Origin of the sequence: Actinomadura sp. 1N219 (genome assembly GCF_044326405.1) — a bacterium.
In the GTDB taxonomy this organism is placed as follows: domain Bacteria; phylum Actinomycetota; class Actinomycetes; order Streptosporangiales; family Streptosporangiaceae; genus Spirillospora.
Map to the genome: position 1 here is coordinate 1,740,578 of NZ_JBIRAY010000001.1, position 20,137 is coordinate 1,760,714.

Genomic DNA, 20,137 nt, shown 5'->3' on the forward strand with positions numbered 1-20,137 from the left:
GTAGTGCGCGAAGCGGGACCAGGATAAGGCATGAGGATTTGCCGCCAACTGGATTACAAACTCACGGCCCGCTGGCTGGTGCCTTCTCGCGGAATGTAGCCGAACATGATCAGTCGGTCACCGCCGCGCCTCGTCCTCGTGCACGATTCGCTCTCCGTTCGGCATCTGAACTCCCACTATGACATTCGGTGCGCCGAACAGTTCGGTCTGCCTGATCAGGGATTTCACGGTTACTTCAGTGATGCTTCCAGCGGTTCTTCAGTGCCCCCGACGAAGGTGTCTACGCGGCGAGTCGCAGTGACTCGGAGCACTGGTGACACAGGGGGCGTACACAATGGAATTTCCACTGATCCGAACAGCCGAGAGCCTCGGCCTGCCATCGGCGGCGACCGGCCGGGGACCGGGGGACGGGGAACCCGCGGAGGGGCGGACGCCGGCCGCGGCGAGCGACCTCAAGGCGAGCGACCTCGGGAAGGAGCTCGCCGGGGGCGAGCCGCCCGAGCTGCGATACGAGGAGACGATCCCGCGGACGCTGGTGCACCGGGCCTCGGTCACCGAGGTCTTCCTCACCGACACCGCCGTCGTCGCCGACGACGTGTTCGCCGTGGCCGCGCAGCTGCCCCGCGGCCACATGATCGGGGAGCGCGGGGAGTTCTACGACTTCGCGCTGATCGTCGAGGTGCTGCGCCAGACGGGGATCGTCATCGCCCACCGGCATCTCGACGTGCCGCTCGACATGGCGTTCATCTTCCGCTACATGACGATCAGGGTCGTCGATCTCGACGCGCTCCGGATCGGCCCCACGCCGGGGCAGGCCGTCGTCACGGTGCGGGTCCAGGTGGAGCGGACCAGGGGCGGACGCGTCCGCGCCCTCAACTTCGAGGCCGCCCTCGACATCGACGGGCGCCCGGCGCTCGAGGTGACCGGTTCCCTCACCTTCGTCACCCGCGGGGCGTTCAAGGCGATGCGGTCCAGGCAGCGGGCGGCCCGCGACCTGGACCGTCCGATCACGCCGCTTCTCGCCGGGGCGACCCCGGACATGGTCGGACGCCGGCAGGAGCGCAACGTCGTCATCACCGAGCCCGTCGTCCTCGACGACAGCCGCGCGGCGGCCAAGCTCGTCGTCGACCTGGCGCATCCGCACCTGTTCGACCATCCGCTCGACCACGTCCCGGGGAACCTCCAGATCGAGGCGGCGCGGCAGATCGCCACGTCGGCCGTCGCCCGCGTCGGCGGGCCGGCGCCGGACACGCTGGACGTCATCGCCATGAACGCCGAGTTCACCGGCTTCATCGAGCACGACCTCGAGACCCGGGTGGAGGCGCAGATCCGGCGGTTCCGCAACGACGACCGGCTCGGCGTGCTCGCGGTCCCGGTGTCGGTGCAGTTGACGCAGCAGGGCGAGACGGGCGCCCGCATCGAGCTGGAGGTGGCGCAGTGCCGCTGAACCCTCCGCCGCTGCGCCCGCCGCCGCTGATCGAGGCGGTGATCTGCGACTACGGCGGCGTGCTGACGAATCCGCTCGCCGAGACGCTGCAGATCTTCGCCGACACCGTGGGGCTGGAGCCCGAGGTCCTCACGTCCGCGCTCGCCGCCGCGGCCCACCGGTACGGGATCAGCCCGATGGCCGCGATGGAGACCGGCGCGATCACCGAGGAGGAGTTCGTGGAGTGGGTCTTCTCCCGGCTGCCCGGCGAGAACGCCGGCGACCTGCTCGGCGGCAAGACGTTCGGCGAGCTCTGGTTCGCCGGGCGCCGGGCCAACGCGCCGTTCGTCGAGTTCCTGCGCGGCCTGCGCCGGGACGGGCACCGGCTCGCGCTGCTCACCAACAACGTCAAGGAGTGGGAGCCGCTGTGGCGGGCCACCCTGCCGGTGGAGGAGCTGTTCGAGTTGGTGGTCAACTCCGCCGACGAGGGGGTGCGCAAGCCCGACCCGGAGATCTACGAGCGCACGGTCGAGCGGCTCGGCGTCGCCGCCGACCGCTGCCTGCTCATCGACGATCTCGAGGTGAACTGCGCGGCGGCGGAGCGGCTCGGCATGTTCACGGTGCGGTTCGCCGACGCCGGGCAGGCCGCGGCCGAGGTACGGGAGTGGCTGTCGTGAGCGCGGCGCCGTCCGTGCTGATCGTCGGCGCGGGGCCGACCGGGCTCGTCGCCGCCTGCACGCTGCTGCGGCACGGCGTCGACTGCCGGGTGGTGGACGTCCGCGGCGGCCCCGCCCGGGAGCCGAAGGCGCTGATCCTGTGGGCCGGGGCGCTGGAGGCGCTGCGGCGGACCGGGGTCAGCGACGAGATCGAGGAGGCGGCGCTGCCCCTCGAACGCGCCTCGTACTGGTCGCGGGGGCGGCGGCTCGGCATGGTCCGCTTCGCCGGTCTCGCCGGGACGGCGTTTCCACAACCGCTGTGCGCGCCGCAGCCGGTGACCGAGCACGCCCTGTACCGGCGCCTGCTGGACCTGGGGGGAACGGTGGAATGGGGCGTGGAGGCGACCTCCTGCGTCGCGACGTCCGAACACGCCACCGTGGTGCTCGAACACGGGACGACCCGGAACGGCGAGCGCGGCCGGCGCGAGGAGGTCACGGTTCCGTGGCTGATCGCCGCCGACGGGGCCCGCAGCGCCGTGCGCGGCGTGCTCGGCATCCCGTTCGAGGGCGGGGCCTACGACCGCGACTTCCTCCTCGGCGACGTCACCCTCGACGGTCCGGCGCCCGTCGGCGAGGCGCAGTACCACTTCACGCCCCAGGGGGTGCTGGTCGTCGTCCCGCTGCCGGGCGGCGGGCATCGGATCTTCTTCGACGAGGAGCCCGGCGCGGGGACCGGCGTCCCCGACCGGGACCTCCTGCAGCGCCTGCTGGACGAGCGCGGCCCGGGACGCCTGACGATCGGGACGATCGCGTGGCAGAGTCGGTTCCACGTCCAGACGCGGATGGCGGGACGGTTCCGGCACGGCCGGGCGTTCCTCGCCGGGGACGCCGCGCACTGCCACAGCCCGGCCGGCGGGCAGGGCCTCAACACCGGCGTCCAGGACGGGTTCGACCTGGGCTGGAAGCTCGCCGCCGTCCTGCGCGGAGCGGACGATGCGCTGCTGGACGGCTACGAGGCCGAACGCCGTCCGGCGTCGGCGACGGCCGTCCGGAACGCCGAGCGGCAGACGCGGCTGTGGCTCGTCCGGTCCTCGATCCTGCGGGCCGGGCGGGACGTGCTGCTGCGGGGGCTCTCCAGGTCCGGGGCGCTGGAGCGCAAGCTCGTCCCGCAGCTGGCCCAGCTGCACCTCGACCTCTCCGCGAGCCCCGCCATCGCGTCCGCGGGGGTGCCCGCGGGCGTGCCCGGCACGGTGCGGCCCGGCAGGCGCATGCCGGACGCCGCGCTCTCCCCGGTGCGGGGCACGGCGGCGGCGACGCTGCACGACTACCTCGCCCAGGGCCGCCACACCCTCGTCATCGCCGGTGACAGGGGCGACGGTGACGCGGAGAGGCTGGCGGCGGAGTGCCGGGAGGCGATCCTGACGGCCGGGGCGGACGACCTCGCAGATGTGCTGCTGATCCTGCGCTCCGCCGGAACGGCGCCGCCGCCGGACGTGCCCTACGAGCCGCCGGGCGTGCCCTACGACGTGGTGCGCGACGTCGGCGGTGCGCTGACCTCCGCGGCGGCGCCGTGGGCGGCCTACGTCCGCCCCGACGGCGTGGTCGGCTCGTGCCTCGATGCCAGGACGGCCCTGGAGTCCGGGGCCTCCCCGCTGCCGTTCCCCTTCGACCGGGTCTCCGCTCCCCGATAGCCGGAAGGCGATTCATGTTCCATGTGCTGGCGAGGCTGACGGCGGCGCGACCGCGAACGATCGTGCTCGTGACGGTCGCCTTCATCATCGGATCCGTTCTGCTGAGCGGGGGAGTCGCCGACCGGCTGCGCAACGGCGGGACGCAGGACCCGGGCTCGGCGTCCGCGCGGGCGGCCGCCGTCCTGGACGCCGAGTTCCCGTCCAGCCGCCCCAACCTGGTCCTGCTCGTCCGCACGCCCCGGAGCGTGGACGACCCGGGCGTCTCGCGGCAGGCGTCGGCGCTCGCCGACCGGCTGGCCCGCGAACCCTCGATCGGCGGCGTCGTCTCGTACTGGCGGACCTCGCTGCCGACGCTGCGGTCCAGGGACGGGCGGCAGGCCGTCGTGGCCGCGCGCATCGCGGGGGACGAGACCGCCGCGTCCCGGGTGATCAAGGACGTGGCGCCGCGATACGGCGGCGTCCGCGGGGACCTGGACGTGCGGATCGGCGGATCGGCGGCGGTGCTCGACGACGCGCAGAAGACCATCGCGGAGGACCTCGTCCGCGCGGAGCTGATCGCGGTGCCGATCACCCTGCTCGTCCTGAGCTTCGTGTTCGGCAGCGTCGTCGCGGCCCTGCTCCCGGTCGGGGTGGGGATCATGGCGATCGTCGGGGCGAACGCCCTGCTGCGGGTCCTCACCGAGTTCACCGATGTGTCGATCTTCGCCCAGAACCTGACGACGGTGCTGGGACTCGGCCTGGCCGTGGACTACGCCTTGCTGATCGTGCGCCGGTTCCGGGAGGAGACGCGGCGGGGCGAGCCGCCCCCGGCCGCCGTGGCGGCCACGCTGCGCACCGCCGGACGGACCGTGGCGTTCTCCGCGTTCATCGTGGCGGCCTCGCTGGCGTCCATGCTGGTGTTCCCGCTGTACTTCCTCCGCTCGTTCGCGTACGCGGGCATCGCGGTGGTGGTGCTCGCCGCATTCGCGACGCTCGTCCCGCTGCCCGCGCTCCTGGTGCTCCTCGGCCGCCGCGTCGACGCGCTCGACATCCGGCGCCTGGCGCGCCTGCCCTGGCGGGGACGCGGGGCCGGGCAGGCGCGCCGGGCCCTGGGCTGGGAACCGCTGGCCCGGCTGGTGCTGCGGCGTGCGCCGGTCTTCGCGATCGCCGCGGGCGGGGTGCTCGTGCTGCTCGGGCTCCCCATCGCCGGCGTCGAGTTCGGGATGGCCGACGACCGGCAGCTTCCCGCGTCGGCCGAGTCACGGGTCGTCAGCCATGATTTGCGCGAACGGTTCGACGGCGGCGCAGGCGGCGTGATCCAGGTGGTCGCGCCCCGGACCGGGGCGCGGCAGGTCCCGTCCGGCTTCGCCGACTACGCCCGCCGCGTCTCCGTGCTGCCCGGCGTGCTGCGCGTCGACGCGCCCACGGGACGCTACGTCAACGGCCACCAGACCGGCGATCTCGTCCCGGCCGCCGCGCAGTCGACCGCCAGGGTCAGCTATCTGAGCGTCGTCCCGTCGGGCGAGGGGATGACGCCGCGGAGCCTGGACCTGGTCCGGGAGATCCGCGCCATGGACGCCCCGGCGCCCGTGCTCGTGGGCGGGCTGCCCGCCGAGGCGGTCGACTCCCAGCGGGCGATCGCCGACCGGCTCGGCTGGGCCGTGGCGATGATCGTCGGCGTGACGCTGGTCCTGGTGTTCCTCATGACCGGGAGCGTCGTCCTCACGCTCCAGTGCCTGGTGCTCAACGCGCTGAGCCTGGCGGCGATGTTCGGCGCCGTCGTCTGGGTCTTCCAGGACGGCAACCTCGCCGGCGTCCTCGGATTCACCCCGACGGGGTACGTCGACAACGCCCTTCCGGTGCTGATGTTCTGCCTGGCCTTCGGCCTGTCGATGGACTACGGCGTGTTCCTCCTCTCCCGGATCAAGGAGGAGCGCGACCGGGGCGCGGACGACCGCGCGGCGATCGTGGCGGGGATCCGGCGGACGGGCGGCGTCATCACCGCGGCGGCGCTGGTCCTGGCGGTCGTGCTGGTGGCGATCGGCACGTCGCGGGTGACCAACACCAAGATGCTCGGCTTCGGCGTGACCCTCGGGATCCTCATCGACGCCTCGGTGGTGCGCTGCCTGCTCCTCCCCGCGGTGATGCGGCTGACGGGACCCCTCACGTGGTGGGCGCCGGGCCCGCTGCGGACGCTTCGGGAACGGCTCGGATTCGGTGGCGGCGCGTCCGGCGGCGCGTCCGGTGGCGCGGCTGGGAAGCGAGCGCCCTCACCGGCGGTGGCGGCTCCGGCGGGAGGTGAGCCCGCGGAACCCGAGAACGTCTCTTGAAGTCACGAGCCGATCCCAAGGGAGATCTTCATGCTGGGCTTGCAGCTGACCGGCTTCACCCGTCAGGGGCCCTCGCCGGGTTCCGTGTTCGACCAGGTCGCCGCGACCGCGGTGGCCGCCGAGACCGCCGGGTTCGACTTCTTCTCGGTCATGGACCATCTGATGCAGGTCCCGCTGGAGGGACCGCCGGACGACCCGATGTCGGAGCCGTACGTGCTCCTCGGCGCGGTGGCGGCCAGGACGAGCCGCATCAGGCTCGGCACGCTCGTCACCGGCGTGACCTACCACCGGCCTGGGCGGTTGGCGAAGGCGGTCACGACCCTCGACGTCGTGTCGAACGGCCGCGCGGTGCTGGGAATCGGGGCCGGGTGGTTCGAGGAGGAGCACGCCGCCTACGGCTACGAGTTCCCCTCCGTCCGTGAGCGTTTCGAGCGTCTGGACGAGACGCTCCAGATCTGCCGGGCGATGTTCCGCGAGCCGCGGACGACGTTCCAGGGCAAGCACTACTCGGTCACCGGCGCCTTCAACGTGCCGCGGCCGGTGCAGCCGTCCGGGCCGCCCGTCCTGATCGGCGGCGCGGGGGAACGGCGGACCATTCCGCTGACGGTCCGCTACGCGGACGCCTGCAACTGGAACTGCGGTTTCAGCGAGCTTCCCCGCAAGCTCGACGTGCTGGCCGCCCGGTGCGCCGAGGCGGGCCGGGACCCGGCGGACATCGTCAAGACCGCGCACGCCATCGTCGTGCCCGGCCGCAGCCACGAGGAGGCGAAGGCGGCGCGCGACCGCGTCCTGGCCTCGCGCGGCCTGAGCTGGGAGGACCTCGACCGTGTCATGCGGAACGTGGTCTCCGACCGGATGATCGTCGGGGACGCCGACGAGGTGGGGGAGCGGATCCGGCACCTGTTCGACCTCGGGATGGACGGCGTCATCGTCAACCTCCCGGCGCACGCCCAGATACCGGACGACCTCGCCTTCGCCGGTGAGGTCCTCACGTCGGCGCTGCCGCAGAGGAAGGAGACGGATGATGCCGCGTAAGCGTCAGTGGGCCGCGGCCCTGATCGCCGTGTGCACGGCCGGCGCGATGCTCGCCGCGCCAGCCCGGGCGGACACGGCCGACACGATCGTGGACCTGCCCGTGCAGTTCACCGTCCGCAACGAGAACCGCACACCGGTCCGATGCCAGGCGGACGGCAAGACCTACACGATCCGCGGGCACCTGACCGCGCCCGCCTCCGCCCTGCGGGACGACGGCGCCGTCACGCTGTACTTCCACGGCATCGCCGAAGGCGAGTGGTACTGGCGGCTCGGCGTCCCCGGGTACGACCACTCCCGGGAGATGGCCGAGCGGGGCCACGCGTCCGTCACCATCGACCGGCTCGGCTACGACAGCAGCGACAAGCCGAACGGCTTCGACAGCTGCATCGGCGCCCAGGGGGACATCGCGCACCAGATCGTCCAGCAGCTGCGCCGCGGCTCCTACAAGGCGACCGGCCGCGATGACGCGCCCCGGTTCGAGCGGGTCGCCGTCGCGGGCCATTCCAACGGCGGGCAGGTCGCCCAGATCGCGGCCTACACCTTCGGCGACGTCGACGGCGTGGTCCTCATGGGCTGGACGGACCTCGGGCTCACGCAGCAGGCGATGCAGCGGTTCCTCACGTCCAGCCAGAAGTGCGCGCAGGGCGGGGAGCCGGCGGAACGCGGCGGCGATCCCCCCGGCTACGTCCACTACGACGTGGGCGAGGCGGAGTTCGTGCTCGGCAACTTCCACGACACCGACAGGCGCGTCATCGACGCCGCGGTCCCGCTGCAGAACCGGCATCCGTGCGGTGACATGGGGTCGCAGATCAGCGGCCTGTTCGCGGACGGCACCCGGCTGGACGAGATCAAGGCGCCCGTGCTCCTCGTCTACGGCGCGGAGGACTCGCGGGTCCAGGGCGGCGCCGCTCATGCCGGGCGGCTGACGGCGGCGGAGAGCGTCGAGGTCCTGAACGTGCCGGACGCGGGCCACTTCATGAACGTCGAACGCAACGCCCCCATGGTCCACGACCGCCTGGCCGCCTGGCTGAACCGCCATGAGCTGGGTTAGGGAGGCGTCGAGACGCCGGTCATCGGCGTGGCGCGACGCCGATGACCGGTTCGAGGTACCGGTGCAGGGCCTGCTTCAGCTCGGCGCGGAGCGTCGCGCGTTCGGCGCCCTCGGCGGCGAGCACGAGCGGCAGGAGCGCCTTGAACATGTGGACGCTGATCTGCGCGGTGCGGGCGCACCGGTCGGCCGGGAGGTCCGGGGCCCGGGCGGCGATGATCGCCTCGACGCGGCCGGAGACCGCCGCGTGCAGCGGACGCGTCGCGGCCGTCATCGCCGCCGGCATGTCGGAGCGAGCGAACAGGGCCTTGAAGCCGGGATGGGCGATGTTGAAGTCGATCAGCGGGTCGACGACCCGGTCGATCAGCCCCTCGAGCGGGAGTTTCGCGACGTCGGGGGCGAGCGCCTGCCGCTGGGCCGCGCCGAGTCCTTCGGCGTAGCGGGCCGCCAGGGCCTCCGCCACGGCGTCCTTGTTGCCGAAGAACTGGTAGAGCGAGCCGGGGGACACCCCGGCGCGGGCGGCGATGGCGTTGGTCGTGGCCGCCTCGTATCCGGCTTCGCCGAACACCTGGGCGGCGGCGTCCAGGATCTGGTCCATGCGTCGCCGGCCCCGGGCCTGGCGGCGCGGCGGCCGTGGCGCGTCGTTCACAGCGTCCCCTGCGGAAGTAGACAAACACGAGCTTTCGCTCGTATGTTTATTTCACGAGTAGAAGCTCGCGTTTCGCAGCCTACCGTCGAGGAGAGCCCCTTCCATGCCCACTGACGCTCCCGCCGCGCCGCTCATGCGCCGTCTCGGGCTGTTCGCGGTCCGGCGACGACGGTGGGTGCTCAGCCTGGGCCTGCTCGCCCTCATCGTCGCCGGCGTGCTCGGCTCGGGCGCCATGAGCGCGCTCACGCTGGCCCGCTTCGAATCGCCCGGCTCGGAGTCGGTGCGCGCCGGCACCGCGCTCCAGGAGCGCCTCAAGACCGGCCATCTCAACATGCTCCTGCTGGTCACGGCCAAGCAAGGCACCGTCGACTCGGCCGGGACGGCCGCGGCCGGGACGGCCGTCGCTCAGGATCTGGCGGCCCAGCCCGGCGTCACCCAGGTCTCCTCCTACTGGACGCGCGGCAAGTCGCCGACCCTGCGCAGCGAGGACTCCCGCTCGGCGCTGGTGGTCGCGCACGTCGCCGGCGACGCCACGGCGGCGCGCGAGCGGCTCGGCGAGCTGTCCCCCCGCTTCACCCGCGACGACGCCCGGGTCCAGGTCCGCGTCGGCGGCCAGGAGGAGGTCTTCCGGCAGGTCGGCGACCAGGCGCGGCAGGACTTCGCCCGCGCCGAGCTCCTCATGCTCCCCGTCGTGTTCGTGCTGCTGGTGTTCGCCTTCCGCGGGCTCCTGGCGGCGCTGCTGCCCCTCGGCGTCGGGATCTTCGCGATGCTCGGCACGCTCGCGGCGCTGCGCGGCGTCACCGCCTTCACCGACGTCTCCACGTTCGCGGCGAACCTCACGCTCGTGATGGGGCTGGGGCTCGGCATCGACTACAGCCTCTTCATCGTCTCCCGGTTCCGGGAGGAACTCGCGGACGGCGCGCATCCGCACGAGGCCGCCGTACGGGCCGTCGAGCGTGCCGGACGGACCGTCCTGTTCAGCGGCCTCACCGTCGCCGTCTCCCTGCTCGGCCTGTTCGCCTTCCCGTTCCCCTTCCTGCGCTCGTTCGCCTACGCGGGCTTCTTCGTGGTGCTGTTCGGCGTCATCGGGGCCGTGCTGCTGCTGCCCGCCGCCCTCGCCGCCGTGGGCCCGCGCCTCGCGCGGGCGAAGCTGGCCGCGCGTTACCGTCCCGCCGCGGACACGGGGCTGTGGCACGGCGTCGCGGTCCGCGTGATGCGGCGGCCCGCCCTGATCGGCGCGGCGGTCGTGGTCCTGCTGCTGGCGCTCGGCTCCCCGCTGCTGGGCCTGAAGGCCGGATTCCCCGACGACCGGGTGCTGCCCGAGTCGGCGTCCGGCCGCCAGGTGCAGCAGGAGATCAGGGACGGCTTCGCCGCCGAGGAGACCGACGCGCTCCGCGTCGTCGTCCCGGGCGGCACCGGCCGGGCGGAGCTCGAACGCTACTCCGGCGCGCTGGCACAGGTCCCGGGCGTCGCCCAGGTCGACTCGCCGGCCGGCTCGTTCGCCGGCGGCCGCCGGATCGCGCCCCCGGACGCCGCCCGCTTCTCCGCCGGACCCTGGCTGTCGGTCGTGCCCGCGCAGGACACGCTGGAGAGCGACCCGTTCGGCCTGGTCGGCGACGTGCGCGCCGTCCCCGCCCCGGACGGGACGATGGTCGGCGGCTACCCGGCCGACCTCGCCGACTTCCGCACCGCGCTGGTCGACCGGCTGCCGCTCGTGGTCGCGCTGATCCTCGCGGTGAGCTGCCTGCTGATCTTCCTGATGACGGGGAGCGTCCTCGTCCCGCTCAAGGCGGCGGTGCTGAACGTGCTCAGCCTGTCGGTGATGTTCGGCGCGCTAGTCTGGGTCTTCCAGGACGGGAACCTCTCCGGGACGCTCGGCTTCACCGCCACCGGAAGCCTGGAGCCCAGCATCCCGATCCTGATGTTCTGCATCGCCTTCGGGCTGTCCATGGACTACGAGATCTTCATGGTGTCGAGGATCAAGGAGGAGTACGACCGGACCGGCGACAACGCCCGCTCGGTCGCCGCCGGGCTCCAGCGCAGCGCCCCGCTGATCACCACCGCCGCCGCCGTCCTCGCGGTCTCGTTCGCCTCGTACGCGACGTCGGGCGTGGTGTTCCTCAAGATGCTGGGCATCGGCATGGCCCTGGCGGTCCTGCTCGACGCCACGCTGATCCGGGCGCTGCTCGTCCCGGCCGCGATGCGGCTCGCCGGGCGGGCGAACTGGTGGGCGCCCGGGCCGCTGCGCCGCGTCCAGGCACGGCTGGCGCTCACCGAGTCCGCGTCCCCGGCGCCGCCCCCCGCCCCTCCGGCCAGGGAGCGGACACCCACGGCGGCGGATTAGCCGGGATTGTGGACCGCCAGGACGACCTTGCCGCGGCCGTGGCCGGTGGCGACCTCGCGGTGCGCGTCCGCCGCCCGCTCCAGCGGGAAGACGCCGCGGACGTGGATCTTCAGCCGTCCCTCGTCGTAGAAGCGCGCCGCCTCGGCGAGCCGGGACGCCGACCGCTTGTCGGGCGTGATCCGGACGCCGAGCTCCGCGGCCCGCCCGTGCTCGACGAGCGTGATGATGCGGCCCTTGTCCTTGACGAGGTTGAGCGAGACGTCCAGGGCGTCGCCGCCGGCCCCGTCGAGGGCGGCGTCGACCCCGTCCGGCGCGGCGGCCCTGACCCGCTCCTCCAGCCCGTCCCCGTAGGCGACCGGGATCGCGCCGATCGACCGCAGATACTCGTGGTTGCGTTCGCTCGCCGTCCCGATCACGGTGGCCCCGGCGATGCGGCCGAGCTGGACGGCGACCGCCCCGACCGCGCCCGCCGCGGCGTGCACCAGCAGCGTGTCGCCCTGCCCGACCGCCATCTCCTCAAGCGCGATGTGCGGGGTCATCACCGCGGCCGGGAAACCGCCCGCCACGTCCCACGGCATGCTCGCGGGCTTGGCCGCCAGCACCTTCGCCGGGACGACGACGTACTCGGCGTACCCGTTGAGACGGCCGTTGCCGATCACCTCGTCGCCCGGCCGGACGGCGGTGACGCCGTCACCGACCTGGTCGACCACGCCCGCGAACTCGTTGCCCGGCACGCGCGGGAAGCCCGCAGGCGTCCCCGGCGGCGACCAGCCCTCCCGGACGGCCAGGTCGTACGGCTGCACCCCGGCCGTCCGCACCCGGACCCGCACCTCGCCCGGCCCGGCCTCCGGCGTGGGCACCTCCAAGATCGTCAGCACGTCCGGCCCGCCCGCCTCGGTGAACCCCGCAACCCGCATGATCGTCCTCCCTCGTCGCGTTATTGATCGGTCGAGAGGGACGCTATGACCTCAACCAAAGCTGAGGTCAACCCGCCGGTCCCGTCCGCCCGTCAGGACGGCTTCGGGAGCATGCGCCGCATGGCCTCGTGCGCTCCGGCGACGAGGCGGTCGCGCGGGTAGCCGTTGCGCTTCTTCGCCGTCTCGTAGTTGCCGCCCGCGACCCAGACCGGGCCGTCCTTAAGGTGCGCCAGGCCCTCGCGGGCGACGTCGTCGGGCTCGGCGATGACCAGCCCCGGGATGTCCATGTTGAGGCCGGCGCGCTCCATCGCGGGCGTGCGCGTCACGCCGAGGACGAGCTCCAGGACGTCCACGCCGTGCTCGCGGAGCTCCAGCCAGAGGCCCTCCGCGAAGATCCGCCCGAACGCCTTCACGGCGGAGTAGATGCTGATCTGCGCCTGCCCCATGTAACCGGCCAGCGACCCGACCAGCAGGACGCCGCCCCGCCCGCGAGCCTTCATCAGCCCGCCGAAGTGGTGCGCGACGGCGAGCTGCGCGGTGATGTTCAGGTCGATGACGCCCTGGAAGCGGTCCAGGTCGCCGGTGACGAACTCGTGCCCGTAGCTGTTCGCGCCCGCGTTGAAGACGAGCAGGCCGACGTCCAGGCCGTCGGTGACCTCCCGGATCGCCGTCAGCGGATCGGGCGCGACCAGGTCGAGCTCCAGCGTCCGGACCTCCACGCCCTTCGCCCGGACGGCGTCGGCGGTCTCCGCCAGCGGCCCCGGCTTGCGCGCGATCAGCACCAGGTTCAGGCCCGCGTCCGCGAGCCGGTGCGCGAACGCGGCCCCGACGCCCTCGGAACCACCGGCGATCACGGCCCACGGGCCGTACTGGTCGATCATCGTCCTCCGTCCAGGTCCGGGGTCCAGGCGACGCCGTTGATGTGCGAGCCGCCGTCCGCGAACAGGGTGTTGCCGGTCAGGTAGCGGGCGTCCTCGGACGCGAGGAACAGCGCCACGGGGGCGATGTCGGTCTCCGGGTCGCCGAGGCGGCCCATCGGGTTGGCGCCGTCGGCGGCGGCCTCGATCTCCGGATGCGCGGACGCCATCCGCCGGAACGCCGCGCTCTTCGCGCCGGGGCAGATCGCGTTGACGACGACGCCGGTCGCCGCCCACTCGCGGGCGGCGGTGCGGGTCAGCGTCCGCAGCGCCTCCTTCGCCGAGTTGTACTCCAGCGTGCCCATGTGCGCGTTGACGCCGTTGAGCGAGCACATGTTGACGACGCGTCCGTACCGCCGCGCCTTCATGTGCGGGAACGCGGCCTGCATCGCCCACAGCGGGCCGTAGTAGCCCATCGCGAAACCGCTCGCGAGCTGCTCGTCGGTCTTGGTCTCGACGCGGCTGACCGTCCCGGCGCCCCAGGCGTTGTTGACGAGGACGTCCACGCGGCCCCACGTCTCCACGGCCGCCGCGATCATCGCGTGCACCTGCGCCTTGTCGGTCACGTCGGTGCGGACGAACCGGGCGCCCGGCCCGAGCTCCGCGGCCACCCGGGCGCCGGTCTCCGCGTTCAGCTCCGCGACCAGCACGTTCGCGCCCTCGGCGGCGAAGCGGCGGGCGACGCCGCGGCCGATGCCGTCGCCCGCGCCCGTCACCACCGCGACCCGCCCGGCCAGCCGCCCCGCCGTCCGCTCTGCCTGCTCCGTTCGCTCGGGCCGCCCGGCGGGGTCGGTCATTCGACCACCTTGATCGCGCCGGTCAGCGCCGCCTCCTGGATCGCCGACCGCAGCGCCGGGCAGGTGCCGAACGGATCGTCCGGCAGGCTCGTGCACGAGGCCCGCGCGCCCGCGTTCCACTGGATGCTCGTCTGCTCCCAGCTCGCCTTGCGCGCCAGCACCTCCGCGGCGCAGCGCCGGCAGCGGACGGGCATGAGCGGCCCGTCCAGCAGCCGCTCGTCCTGCCGTGCCGTCACGCTGAGGCCCCTTCGCGGCGCGCGAGGTTCTCGTCGACCTCCTTCTGCCACGACTCGACGGGACGGGTCGTGTCGATCTCGAACTCGAACCGGTCCGTCATCTCGGGCCGGACGTCGGCGACGTCCACGTAGAACTGCTCGTACCAGCGGCGCAGCTGGTAGACGGGCCCGTCCTCCTCGCACAGCAGCGGGTTGTCGATGCGGGTCTTGTTCCGCCAGATCTCGATGTCCTGCTCGAACCCGGCCAGGATGAAGTCCGACAGCTTCTGCGCGGTCGCCTCGGCCGCCTCGGCCGACAGGGCGTCGCTGTGCTGCACGACGATCCCCGAATGCAGCGAGAACGAGTTCTGGTCGATCGGGTAGTGGCAGTTGATCAGGACGGACTTCACGTCGTACCCCTCGTAGTGGTACGTCAGCTCGTCGATCATGAATGAGGGGCCGTGGTAGGACGCCACGGACGTGTTGCCGAGCATCCGCGGCCCGCTGCCGTCCCGCTGCTGGCGGGCGTCGTCCCGCGCCACGCCCTTCATGATCTGCGTCGCGACGTGCCCCTCGAAGATGTTCTTGAAGTACGTCGGGAACGACTTGTGGATGTAGAAGAAGTGCGCCATGTCCACGACGTTGTCGATGACCTCGCGGGCGTTGGTGTGGACGACCGTCTCCGTCCAGCGCCAGTCGGTCCAGTCGTCGCGGGTGGCGCCCTCGATCACCGGGATCGTCACGTCCGCGGGCGGCTTGTTCCCCTCCGGGTCGTTCCACACGAACAGCAGCTCGTCCTGCACCATCGTCGGCCACGCCGCGGTCCGCGCCCGCAGCGGCACCCGCCGCGAGTACGGGATCTTCTTGCAGCGGCCGTCGCCGCCCCACCGCCAGTCGTGGAACGGGCACGCGATCTCGTCGCCCTTGACCGTGCCCTGGGACAGGTCGCCGCCCATGTGCCGGCAGTAGCCGTCCAGGACGTTGGTCCTGCCGTCCGCGCCGGTGAAGACCACGAGCTTCTGACCGAAGGCGTTGACCGTGTGGGGCTTGCCGTCCCTGAACGTCTCGGCCAGCCCGAGGCAGTGCCATCCCCGGGCGAAACGGGAGGAGATCGCCTCCGCCTCGATGGCGCGGACGGCGTCCGACTCGGTTGCGGTCACGTGGATCATCCCTTCGGCGATGGACGGGGTGATTGGAACAGTAGGTCGCGGGCCGCCGCCCGGTCCGGCGAGTCTCGCTGGCCGGGACGTTCCCGCCCCGGCGGCAAGCTGACATGGTGTCCTTCATGGCCTTAGCGGGAAGACGAGGAGCGGGGATGAGCGGTAGCGAACCGGGGGGTGTGGGGGGTCGCCCCCCACGAGGAACAGGGATGAAGAACGAGGTCCTGGGGTCCGTGCGCGGGCTGCTGCCCGGCATCGCCGAGCGGGCCAGGTCGGTGGACGAGAAGGGGCGCATCCCCGCCGAGACCGTCCGCGACCTGACCGCCGCCGGCGTGTTCCGGATGCTCCAGCCCACCCGCTACGGCGGCGCCGAGGACGACCCCGTCGCGTTCTACGAGGTCATCCGGGCGATCTCCGGCGCCTGCGGCTCCACCGGCTGGGTCGCCGCGGTCCTCGGCGTCCACTCCTGGCATCTCGGCCTGTTCGCGGACGAGGCGCAGCAGGAGGTCTGGGGCGCCGACCCTGACACGCTCATCGCCTCGTCCTACGCCCCCATCGGACGGCTCACCCCCGTCGACGGCGGCTTCGAGGTGTCCGGCCGCTGGTCGTTCTCGTCCGGCTGCGAGTTCGCGGACTGGGCCCTGATCGGCGCGCTGGTCGTCGGCGCGGAGGGGCGTCCCGTCGACTTCATGACCGTCCTGATCCCGCGGACGGACTACGAGATCCGCGAGGTCTGGGATTCGATGGGCCTGCGCGGCACCGCCAGCGACGACATCGTCGTGGAGCGCGCGTTCATCCCGGCCCACCGCGCCATGCGCAATTTCGAGCAGGCCCAGCTCCGCAACCCGGGCCGCAAGGTCAACCCCGGCCCCCTCTACCGGATGCCGTTCGGCACCATCTTCACCAGCACGGTCGCCGCGAGCGTGATCGGCATGGCCGCGGGCTGCCACGATCTGTACGTCGCGAAGATGCAGGACCGGATCCGGCTGAGTCTCGGCGGCGGCCGCTTCGTCGAGGACCAGTTCGCGCAGGTGGCCGTTGCCCGCGCCGCGTCCGAGATCGACGCCGCCATTCTCCAGACCGACCGGAATGTCCGCGAGATCCACGAATACGCCGTCCGCAATGAGAAGATCCCGATGGAACTGCGCCTCCGGGCCCGCCGCGACCAGGTCCGCGGCACCGAACGCGCCATCCAGGCGATCGACATCCTGTTCAAGACGGCCGGCGGCAACTCCCTGCACCGCGGCAACGTCATCGAGCGCGCCTGGCGCGACGCCCACGCAGGCAGCGTCCACGTCGCCAACGACGTCGAACACGCCCTCTCCATGTACGGCCGCGGCGTCTTCGGCCTGAAGGTCGAAGACAACCTCGTCTGATTCACGTCCCGTCGATCACCTTCCGTGCGGGAAAGGGACTCGATCTGTGGCAGCGCCATTGGTGTCCGGCGACCCCCGTCAACTCGGCGCGTACTGGCTGGCGGGACGGGTCGGCGAAGGCTCGTACGGGGTGGTGTTCGAGGGGTACGACCCGTCCGGCGCCCGCGTCGCGGTCAAGATGCTCAAGGGCGACGCCACCGCGGAGGCGCTGCGCGAGCTGCGGATGCTCATCCGGGTGGACCAGTCCTGCACCGCCCGGGTGATCGCGGCGGACTTCGACCATTCACCGGCGTACGTCGTCAGCGAGTTCATCGCCGGGCCCGACCTGAAGTCCTGGATCCAGCGGAACGGCCCGTACGAGCCGGCCGCGGTGCGGCGGCTCGCGCTCGACCTGGTCAGGGCGCTGGCGCCCATCCACAAGGTGGGGATCACGCACCGGGACCTGAAACCCGCGAACATCCTGCTTGAGCCGGACGGGCCGAAGGTCATCGACTTCGGCCTGGCGCGCGCCCATGACATGACGCTGAGCGCCAACCAGGTCAAGGGGACGCCGCTGTACATGGCGCCCGAGGTCTGGCAGAACGCCCCCGCGACCCCCGCCGCGGATGTGTGGGCGTGGGGCGCGGTCGTCCTGTTCGCGGCGACGGGCAGCGACGCCTTCCGCGGCGGGAGCGTCTACGCCGTCCGCCACCGGGTCATCAGCGCCGACCCGTCGTTCGAGGCGCTCGCGGAGCCGCTGCGCTCGCTCGTCGCGCAGGCGCTGTCGAAGGACCCGGACCAGCGGCCGACCGCGGCCGAGCTGCTCGACGCCTTGACCGAAGACGCGCCGCGCGCCGGGACGCCCGAGCCCGAGCTGCTGCCGCCCGAGGCGGTCGTCCAGTCGGCGGCGCAGCGGGCCGAGTCGGCCTACGCCGGGCTGAGCGACGATGAGCAGGCCGTCGTTCCGCGCATCCTCCTGCGGATGGTCACCGGCTCCACCGACCCCGACAAAGCGCTCCGCACAGCACGGTTCGAGGAGTTCCGGGACGGGGCCGTCCAGGACGATGACGCCGACGTCCAGGCGATCCAGCGGGTGCTGGATCGATTGCGCGACGTCGGGGCGGTGGTCAAGGACGGTGACGGATACACGCTCTCGTCCCCGGCGCTGCTGCGGGGTTGGAGCCGCCTGGGCGCTTGGGTGGAAGAGGACCGTGCCGTCCTCGGCCTTCACCGCGACCTGGCCGTCGCGGCCCGGAACTGGGACGAGCACGGCCGGAAGAGGAGTGACCTGCTCCGAGGCAGCCCGCTGGACCTCGCCGTTCAGCAGGCCGTGGCCGTTCAGCACCACCTCAAGCTCAATCCCCTCGAACAGGACTTCTACGTCCGCTCGGTCGCCGCCGTCCACCGCCGCGGCCGGGTCCGGGCCGCGGTGACCATGACACTGATGATCCTGCTGGTGAGCACGATCACGGCCCTGGTAATCGTGATCGTCCAGAGCGGAAAAGTCGCCGAGCAGCGCGACCAGGCGGTCAGTTCCCGGGTCGCGCTCCTGGCCGACAGCCTGCGCCGCGACGACCCCGGCACGGCCAAACAGCTCGCCATCGCCGCCGGGGCCCTCGCACCCGGCGGACAGGAGGCCCGCAACACGCTGGCCACCGTCTACAACCAGTGGGAGCAGTACAACTACACGCCCCCGGGCGCGGACGGGACGAACTCGCGGGCCGACAGCGACAGGACGGGCCATCTCGTCGCCTATTCGAGCGGCGACAAGGTCAACATCGTCGATGTGGACGCCCGGCGGGTGAGGCGGTCGATCACCGTTGGCGGCCCACCGCTGGGAACGGGCGGGTCCGTGGTGCTGTCGGGTAACGGCAGAACCCTGATGCTCGGCCGTAAGGACGGCACCGTCAGCATCGTCGACACTGACACGGGCCGCCAACGGCCGGTGACGATCCGCCCCGAGGTGACCTACGGGCTCGAACTCAGTCCCACGGGGGCGTGGCTGCTGGACGCGCGCCAGGAGCGGGCGATCGTCTGGGACACCCGGTCCGGACGACGCGTCCTCAGCGTCAAGCGGACCACCGATAATTCCAACTTCAGAACCGCGGCGTTCACCTCGGACGAGAAACGCCTGATCACGGCGCAGGGGTCCGCGCTGGAGTTCTGGGATCTGGGCACGGGCCGGAAGGTTTCGCGCCATGAGCGTTTCCTGGAGAAGGGGCTGGCCGATCCGAAGGAGATCAAGGCGGCGGCCACCACCCAGATCTCCGATGTCGGGGTGAGCCCGGACGGCAGGTTCCTTTCGTTGCGCCAATCCGACCGGCTGTGGATCGTCGAGGCGGCCGGGGTCGACCGGCCCCATGTCCAGCGCTGGCGGAAGATCCCGGCCCACGAGGTGACCGAGGCGCAATTCAGCCTTGACGGGGAGCGGGTCTCGATCGGGGCCACGGTCTGGCAGACGGAGGGCCCGGAGCCGGAACCGATACTCACCCACTCCAACGAGTGCCTCAGATACAACCCCGTCGGCCAAGACGAACGGACCTTGCGCTGCATCGACACAGGGGGCGCCGTGAACGTCCTGTCGCTCGGCGCGCTCACCGATCCGATCAAGCTCGGTGAGTACATCACCGACGAGGCGCTCAGCGCCGACGGATCGACCCTGGCGTTCGTCCACATCGTCGCCGGAGCGAGCGTGCAGATCTGGGATCCGGTCAAGCGGACGAAGAAATCGGCTTTGCCGATCACGGATATCGCCGCCTCCGCCCGCATCATTCTCAGCGACGACGGCCGCCTTCTGGCGAACGTCCGCCGGACCGGCGAGATCGAGGTCTGGAACGTGACCGACCGCCGTCGGAAAGCCGTCCTGACGACGAAGACGGAACTGGGGCACGACACCCCTGTCGCCTTCTCTCCCGACGGCAGGACATTGGCCGTCTGGAAGGCCCGGGACCTGAACACGACCATTATCGAACTGTGGGACGTGCCGACCGGAAAGCTGCGGGCCGCCTCCCCCGGGCGGACCCGGCCCGCCCTAGAGCCGGTCCACTCCTACATCCCCACCGATGCCGAGATCCTTTTCACCCGCGACAACCGGCGGATCATCGCGGGCGCGGACCAGGGAGTCATCGACGCGCGGACCGGCAAGCGGCTGGTGGAGCCGTCCTCCGACATGATCGCGGGTCTGGCGCTGAGCGGGGACGGGCTGCTCGCCGCGGAGGAGAACTCGAAGATCTCGCTCTGGGACGGCAGCACGCTGACCCGCCGCCACGACCTCGGCAAGACGACCGCGACGGCGTTCTCACCCGACGGGCGGCTGCTCGCCGGGAGCGACGGTCAAGGGACCATCCGGTTGTGGGACCACGCGAACAGGCGCCCTTTCGGACCGCCGCTGACCGGCCGTAAAGCCCCGTACAGCACCGGGGCGATCGAGACACTGGCCTTCGCACCGGACGGATCGTCCATTCTCGCTGTGGACGACGCCGGTTACCTCCGCGCCCACCTCATCGACCCGGCCAGAATCAAGACCGAGCTCTGCAAGAGCTTCGGCCCCTTGTCCAAGGCGAATTGGAAGAAGCACATCCCGGAGGTTCCCTATCGCAGGACCTGCTGACGCCTTTC

15 protein-coding genes are annotated in these 20,137 nt (G+C 72.1%); 9 read left to right on the forward strand and 6 right to left on the reverse strand.

The features are described 5' to 3' along the window. Window positions 1–334: 334 nt before the first annotated feature. The 6 genes from ACH35V_RS08100 to ACH35V_RS08125 all read left to right on the forward strand — a co-directional run bounded on the left by ACH35V_RS08100 (window position 335) and on the right by ACH35V_RS08125 (window position 8,168). On the forward strand, window positions 335–1,447 hold the full coding sequence (locus tag ACH35V_RS08100; protein ID WP_395970981.1) for a ScbA/BarX family gamma-butyrolactone biosynthesis protein: 1,113 nt from the start codon (window positions 335–337) through the stop codon (window positions 1,445–1,447). Further along, entirely contained in the window at window positions 1,438–2,103 is a 666-nt protein-coding gene (locus ACH35V_RS08105) for an HAD family hydrolase (RefSeq protein WP_395970982.1), read from the forward strand. Before ACH35V_RS08100 ends, ACH35V_RS08105 begins: the two co-directional genes overlap by 10 nt. Then, the gene (locus tag ACH35V_RS08110; protein ID WP_395970983.1) at window positions 2,091–3,773 is read left to right on the forward strand and encodes an FAD-dependent monooxygenase; all 1,683 of its coding nucleotides are present in this window, start codon (window positions 2,091–2,093) and stop codon (window positions 3,771–3,773) included. The genes ACH35V_RS08105 and ACH35V_RS08110 overlap by 13 nt, the downstream gene beginning before the upstream one ends. Window positions 3,774–3,841: 68 nt before the next feature. Beyond that, a complete protein-coding gene (locus ACH35V_RS08115; protein WP_395970984.1) occupies window positions 3,842–6,082 on the forward strand; it encodes an MMPL family transporter in 2,241 nt (746 codons plus the stop codon). A 30-nt stretch (window positions 6,083–6,112) separates the two neighbouring features. Then, entirely contained in the window at window positions 6,113–7,117 is a 1,005-nt protein-coding gene (locus tag ACH35V_RS08120) for an LLM class F420-dependent oxidoreductase (RefSeq protein ID WP_395970985.1), read from the forward strand. Further along, window positions 7,107–8,168 carry an alpha/beta hydrolase gene (locus ACH35V_RS08125; protein ID WP_395970986.1) on the forward strand — a complete coding sequence of 354 codons (1,062 nt, stop codon included), beginning with the start codon at window positions 7,107–7,109 and terminating at the stop codon, window positions 8,166–8,168. The genes ACH35V_RS08120 and ACH35V_RS08125 overlap by 11 nt, the downstream gene beginning before the upstream one ends. A gap of 19 nt (window positions 8,169–8,187) precedes the next feature. On the opposite strand, the gene ACH35V_RS08130 is transcribed toward ACH35V_RS08125, so the two are convergent. Further along, window positions 8,188–8,763 carry a TetR/AcrR family transcriptional regulator gene (locus tag ACH35V_RS08130; protein ID WP_395970987.1) on the reverse strand — a complete coding sequence of 192 codons (576 nt, stop codon included), beginning with the start codon at window positions 8,761–8,763 and terminating at the stop codon, window positions 8,188–8,190. Between the two features lie 154 nt (window positions 8,764–8,917). Here ACH35V_RS08130 and ACH35V_RS08135 point away from each other — a divergent pair, with 154 nt between their 5' ends. Next, the gene (locus tag ACH35V_RS08135) at window positions 8,918–11,158 is read left to right on the forward strand and encodes an MMPL family transporter (protein ID WP_395970988.1); all 2,241 of its coding nucleotides are present in this window, start codon (window positions 8,918–8,920) and stop codon (window positions 11,156–11,158) included. On the opposite strand, the gene ACH35V_RS08140 is transcribed toward ACH35V_RS08135, so the two are convergent. The 5 genes from ACH35V_RS08140 to ACH35V_RS08160 form a co-directional block, all read right to left on the reverse strand. After that, window positions 11,155–12,075 carry an NADP-dependent oxidoreductase gene (locus tag ACH35V_RS08140; protein ID WP_395970989.1) on the reverse strand — a complete coding sequence of 307 codons (921 nt, stop codon included), beginning with the start codon at window positions 12,073–12,075 and terminating at the stop codon, window positions 11,155–11,157. The two genes, ACH35V_RS08135 and ACH35V_RS08140, sit on opposite strands and share 4 nt — an antisense overlap. Window positions 12,076–12,167: 92 nt before the next feature. Beyond that, window positions 12,168–12,956, reverse strand: a complete 789-nt coding sequence (locus ACH35V_RS08145; protein WP_395970990.1) for an SDR family NAD(P)-dependent oxidoreductase — start codon at window positions 12,954–12,956, stop codon at window positions 12,168–12,170. Continuing rightward, complete coding sequence (locus tag ACH35V_RS08150; protein WP_395970991.1) at window positions 12,953–13,789, reverse strand: SDR family NAD(P)-dependent oxidoreductase; 837 nt, start codon at window positions 13,787–13,789, stop codon at window positions 12,953–12,955. Before ACH35V_RS08150 ends, ACH35V_RS08145 begins: the two co-directional genes overlap by 4 nt. Then, window positions 13,786–14,025 carry a ferredoxin gene (locus ACH35V_RS08155; RefSeq protein WP_395970992.1) on the reverse strand — a complete coding sequence of 80 codons (240 nt, stop codon included), beginning with the start codon at window positions 14,023–14,025 and terminating at the stop codon, window positions 13,786–13,788. The genes ACH35V_RS08150 and ACH35V_RS08155 overlap by 4 nt, the downstream gene beginning before the upstream one ends. Further along, the gene (locus ACH35V_RS08160; protein WP_395970993.1) at window positions 14,022–15,173 is read right to left on the reverse strand and encodes a Rieske 2Fe-2S domain-containing protein; all 1,152 of its coding nucleotides are present in this window, start codon (window positions 15,171–15,173) and stop codon (window positions 14,022–14,024) included. The genes ACH35V_RS08155 and ACH35V_RS08160 overlap by 4 nt, the downstream gene beginning before the upstream one ends. Before the next feature lie 200 nt (window positions 15,174–15,373). Between ACH35V_RS08160 and hsaA the strand changes: the two genes are divergently transcribed. Both hsaA and ACH35V_RS08170 read left to right on the forward strand, forming a co-directional pair. Beyond that, a complete protein-coding gene (gene hsaA / locus ACH35V_RS08165; protein ID WP_395970994.1) occupies window positions 15,374–16,540 on the forward strand; it encodes a 3-hydroxy-9,10-secoandrosta-1,3,5(10)-triene-9,17-dione monooxygenase oxygenase subunit in 1,167 nt (388 codons plus the stop codon). A 46-nt stretch (window positions 16,541–16,586) separates the two neighbouring features. After that, window positions 16,587–20,129: a protein kinase gene (locus ACH35V_RS08170; RefSeq protein ID WP_395970995.1), complete on the forward strand. Its 3,543-nt coding sequence runs from the start codon at window positions 16,587–16,589 to the stop codon at window positions 20,127–20,129. The last annotated feature ends 8 nt before the right edge of the window (window positions 20,130–20,137 follow it).